The sequence below is a fragment of the Streptomyces sp. LS1784 genome, assembly GCF_020103755.1.
Lineage (GTDB): Bacteria > Actinomycetota > Actinomycetes > Streptomycetales > Streptomycetaceae > Kitasatospora.
The window spans coordinates 1-4,143 of sequence record NZ_JAHSQD010000658.1; the positions used below are offsets into that span (position 1 = coordinate 1).

4 protein-coding genes and 2 tRNA genes are annotated in these 4,143 nt (G+C 73.9%); 5 read left to right on the forward strand and 1 reads right to left on the reverse strand.

The genetic code is table 11. From position 1 onward, the window contains the following. Positions 1-179 precede the first annotated feature (179 nt). The 4 genes from rsfS (at position 180) to KS423_RS39950 (ending at position 1,638) form a co-directional block, all read left to right on the forward strand. Complete coding sequence (gene rsfS / locus KS423_RS39935; RefSeq protein WP_224284631.1) at positions 180-638, forward strand: ribosome silencing factor; 459 nt, start codon at positions 180-182, stop codon at positions 636-638. Beyond that, positions 635-1,285, forward strand: a complete 651-nt coding sequence (locus KS423_RS39940; RefSeq protein ID WP_224284634.1) for a histidine phosphatase family protein — start codon at positions 635-637, stop codon at positions 1,283-1,285. The genes rsfS and KS423_RS39940 overlap by 4 nt, the downstream gene beginning before the upstream one ends. A gap of 164 nt (positions 1,286-1,449) precedes the next feature. Then, a tRNA-Ala gene (locus KS423_RS39945) sits at positions 1,450-1,522 on the forward strand. A 43-nt stretch (positions 1,523-1,565) separates the two neighbouring features. After that, a tRNA-Ala gene (locus KS423_RS39950) sits at positions 1,566-1,638 on the forward strand. Positions 1,639-1,738: 100 nt separating this feature from the next. Here the strand turns inward: KS423_RS39950 and KS423_RS39955 are convergent. Continuing rightward, positions 1,739-2,638, reverse strand: coding sequence for a helix-turn-helix transcriptional regulator (locus KS423_RS39955; protein ID WP_224284632.1), 900 nt, complete (start codon positions 2,636-2,638; stop codon positions 1,739-1,741). Positions 2,639-2,740: 102 nt separating this feature from the next. On the opposite strand from KS423_RS39955, the gene KS423_RS39960 reads away from it, so the two are divergent. After that, positions 2,741-4,143 (forward strand): MFS transporter (locus KS423_RS39960; protein WP_224284633.1); only part of this gene is annotated, 1,403 nt, incomplete at its 3' end.

Sequence of the window (4,143 nt, forward strand, 5' to 3'; positions counted from 1 at the left end):
CGGGTGACGGCCGGGGCCGGGGTGGGTGACGGCCGGGGCCGGGGTGGGTGACGGCCGGGGCCCGGCGGCGGCCCGGGGCCCGGAAAACGGTTCCGGGCCCGCCCGGGCGGCGTGAGATCCTGGAAGGCGACCCCGGCCGCGCGCCGGGGCGCCCCAAGCCGCCGAGCCGGAAGAACACCGTGACCGTCACCGACCACAGCCAGCAGCTCATCACCGTCGCCGCGCAGGCGGCGGCCGACAAGCTCGCGCACAACATCATCGCCTTCGACGTCAGCGAGGTGCTGTCGATCACCGACGCCTTCCTGATCGCCTCCGCGAACAACGACCGCCAGGTCCGCTCGATCGCCGAGGAGATCGAGGACCAGCTGCGCGAGCAGCTGGACATCAAGCCGGTGCGCCGCGAGGGCGAGCGCGAGGGCCGCTGGATCCTGCTCGACTACCTGGACATCGTCGTGCACGTCCAGCACTCCGAGGAGCGCTCCTTCTACTCGCTGGACCGGCTCTGGAAGGACTGCCCCGAGCTGCCGCTGCCCGAGGACGCCCTGGCCTCGCGCAACCGCCCGGACGCGCACACCGACGAGGCCGGCAACGCCGTCGCCCCCGCCGACGACTTCGGCAAGCCCGAGGACCTGCACTGAGCCGGGGCACCCGGGGCCCGCGCATCGTCTTCTGGCGGCACGGTCAGACGTCCTGGAACCTCGAATCCCGCTTCCAGGGCACCACGGACATCGAGCTGACCGGGCAGGGCGTCCTGCAGGCCCAGCGGGCGGCCCGGCTGCTCTCCGGGCTCCGTCCCGACCTGCTGATCTCCTCGGACCTCAAGCGCGCCCGGCGCACCGCTGCGGAGCTGGCCGCGGTCACCGGGCTCGACGTGCAGCACCACGAGGGCCTGCGGGAGACCTTCGCGGGCTCCTGGCAGGGCCTGACCAACGCCGAGATCCGCGAGCGCTTCCCGGAGGAGTACGAGGCCTGGGCGGCCGGCGATCCGGTGCGGCGCGGCGGTGGCGGCGAGCTGGCCACCGAGGTCGCCGACCGCTCGGTGCCGGTGGTCCTGGAGGCCGTCGGCAAGCTCCCCGAGAACGGCACGCTGGTGGTGGTCAGCCACGGCGGGACGATCCGCACCATGCTCGGGCGGCTGCTCGGCCTGGAGCCGGCCCAGTGGGAGCGCTTCGGCGGGCTGTCCAACTGCTGCTGGTCGGTGCTCGGCCACGGCACGCGCGGCTGGCGCCTGCTGGAGCACAACGCGGGCACGCTGCCGCAGCCGGTCATCGGCGACGACACCTGAGCGGTCCCGGCGCGGGCGGCACCGGACGCCGGGGGCCTCTCGGGGCCCTCGGCAGGGGTCCGGAGGGAGCGGATTTCGCAGTTCCGGCCCTGACCAGCTAGAGTCTTCCTCGTTCGCAGGGAAGGAACGCGGCCCGGAAGGGAAGCGGGAGATCCGGTGAGTGCGGGGCTATAGCTCAGTTGGTAGAGCGCTTGCATGGCATGCAAGAGGTCTGGGGTTCAATTCCCCATAGCTCCACTCCGCATCGGCGGTCGTGGTCAGCCAGGGTCGCCCGTGTCGCGGGGCTATAGCTCAGTTGGTAGAGCGCTTGCATGGCATGCAAGAGGTCTGGGGTTCAATTCCCCATAGCTCCACAGCAGTTCGGAAGGCCGTCGCCCAAGGGGTGGCGGCCTTCCGGCGTTTCGGCCTCCCGCCGTCTCAGTCTCCCGCCGTTTCATCGAGCGGGCTCCGGCGTCAGGCCTCGCAGGTGTGGCTCCAGCCGCCCGGCGGCAGCGAGCCGAGCCGCTCGACCCGCTCCCGGTCCTCCGGGCCGGCCGGCACGTACACCACGATGTAGCACTCCGGCACGCCCGGCATCGTCAGGTAGGTGGCGTTCAGCCGCAGCACCCCGACCTCCGGGTGGCGGAACATCCGCAGCCACGCCTCCGGCGGCGCGACCTCCTGGCGGTCCCACAGCTCCCGGAACAGCTCGCTGCGCGCCGACATCCGCTGCACGTGCTCCTCCCAGGCCGGCTCGCCCACGTGCTTGCCGTACGCCGAGCGCAGCACCGCCACCATCCGCGGCAGGGTCTCCTCCCGGTTCTCGCAGGGGTTGCAGCACGGCGGGGCGGTCAGCATGCACCAGAGGCTGTTGAACACCACCTCGCGCGACGGGCGCATCCGGTCGATGCCGAACAACGAGCGGTACGGGCCGTTGAAGCTCAGCACGTCGAACCGGGTGTTGGAGACCGCTGCCGGCAGCGGCGCCAGCGAGTCCAGGATCACCTGGATCGACGGCGACAGCTCCGGCACGGCCGGCAGCGCCCGCGCCGAGGCGGACACCCCGGCCAGCCGGAACAGGTGCTCGTGCTCGGTGCCGTCCAGCAGCAGCGCCCGGGCCACCGCCAGCAGCACCTGCTCACTGGCGTTGATCGGCCTGCCCTGCTCCAGCCACGTGTACCAGGTGACCCCGACCCCGGCCAGCTGTGCGACCTCCTCGCGGCGCAGCCCCGGCGTACGGCGGCGCAGCCCCGGCGGCAGCCCGACGTCCACGGGAGTGACCCGCGCCCGGCAGGCCTTCAGGAAGCGGGCCAGCTCGGTGCGGCGGCGGTCGCGTCCGCCGGCCACGGTGGGCAGTTCCTCCAGGACGGTCATGGACCCATGGTGCCGCAGCCCGGGCCGCCGATACAGGTGCTGCCAGTACCAGGATCGGCAGGCTCTAACCACCAGTACCGCCACGGGGCCAGGCTGGCCGCCATGACGGACCTTCAGATCCGGCCCCGCGTGGCCGGAGGCACCACCGAGACCCCGGCGGTACGGCCCGGACTGCTCCTCGCGCTCGTCCTGTGCGGGCAGTTCATGGCCGTGCTCGACGGCTCCATCGTCAATGTCGCGGTCCCCACCATCCGAACCGACCTGGGCGCCTCCGGCGCCGCCCTCCAGCTGGTCATCGCCGGCTACACCATCGCCTACGCCGTGCTGCTCATCACCGGCGCCCGGCTCGGCGCCCGCTACGGCTACAGCCGGCTCTTCCAGCTCGGCCTGGCCGTCTTCACCGCCGCCTCGCTGGCCTGCGGCCTCGCCCCGGCCACGGGCTGGCTGATCGCCTTCCGGCTGCTCCAGGGCGCCGGCTCGGCCCTGATGGTGCCCCAGGTGATGAGCCTGCTCCAGCGCACCTTCACCGGTGCCGCCCGCACCCGGGCGCTCGGCCTCTACTCGGCGGTGCTGGCCGGCGGCATAGCGCTCGGCCAGGTGCTCGGCGGCCTCCTGGTCAGCGCCGACCTGTTCGGCAGCGGCTGGCGGCCGGTGTTCCTGGTCAACGTGCCGATCGGCGTGCTGCTGCTCGCGGCCGGCGCCCGGCTGCTGCCCCGGCTGCCCGGCGACGCCACCCGCGGCTTCGACCTCCCCGGCCTGGTGGTGCTCGGCGCGGCTCTCGGCCTCCTGGTGGTCCCGCTCGTCCTCGGCCACGAGCTGGGCTGGCCCGCCTGGGGCTGGGCGATGATCGCGGCCGGCGTGCTGCTGTTCGGCCTGTTCGTGGCCGTCGAACGCCGGATCGGCCGACGCGGCGGACAGCCGCTGATCTCCGGGCGGGTGCTGCGCGCCCCCGGGCTGCGCCCCGCGGCCGCCGGACTGTTCTCGATCATGGCGGCCTTCGCGGGTTTCATGTTCGCCTTCGCCCTGCACCAGCAGGCCGCGCTCGGCCACGGCGCGCTGAAGGCCGGGCTCTGCTCGGCGCCCGTCGCCGTCGGCTTCGGGCTGTCCAGCATGCACTGGCACCGGCTGCCCGGGCGGCTGCACCGGGCCCTGCCGGCGCTCGCCGGGGCGCTGCTCGCCGGCGGCTACCTGCTGCTCGGACTGATGCTCGGCGGCGGGGCGGAGGTCGGCGCCGGTCCGCTGGTGGAGATGGCCGCGCTCGGCCTGGTCGCCGGCGGCGCGTACGCGCCGCTGTTCGCCCGGGCGCTCGCGGGGGTGGAGCCCGAGGACGCGGCCGACGCCAGTGGCGTGATGGTGACGGTCATCCAGCTCGGCCAGGTGATCGGCGTCGCGGTGCTGGGCTCGGTGTTCCTCGGCCAGGTCGACCTGCCGGCGCCGGCCGCCGAGTCGGGGGGCGCGCTGCGGACCACCCTGCTGGTCGCCGCCGCCGTGGTGCTGGCCGCCGC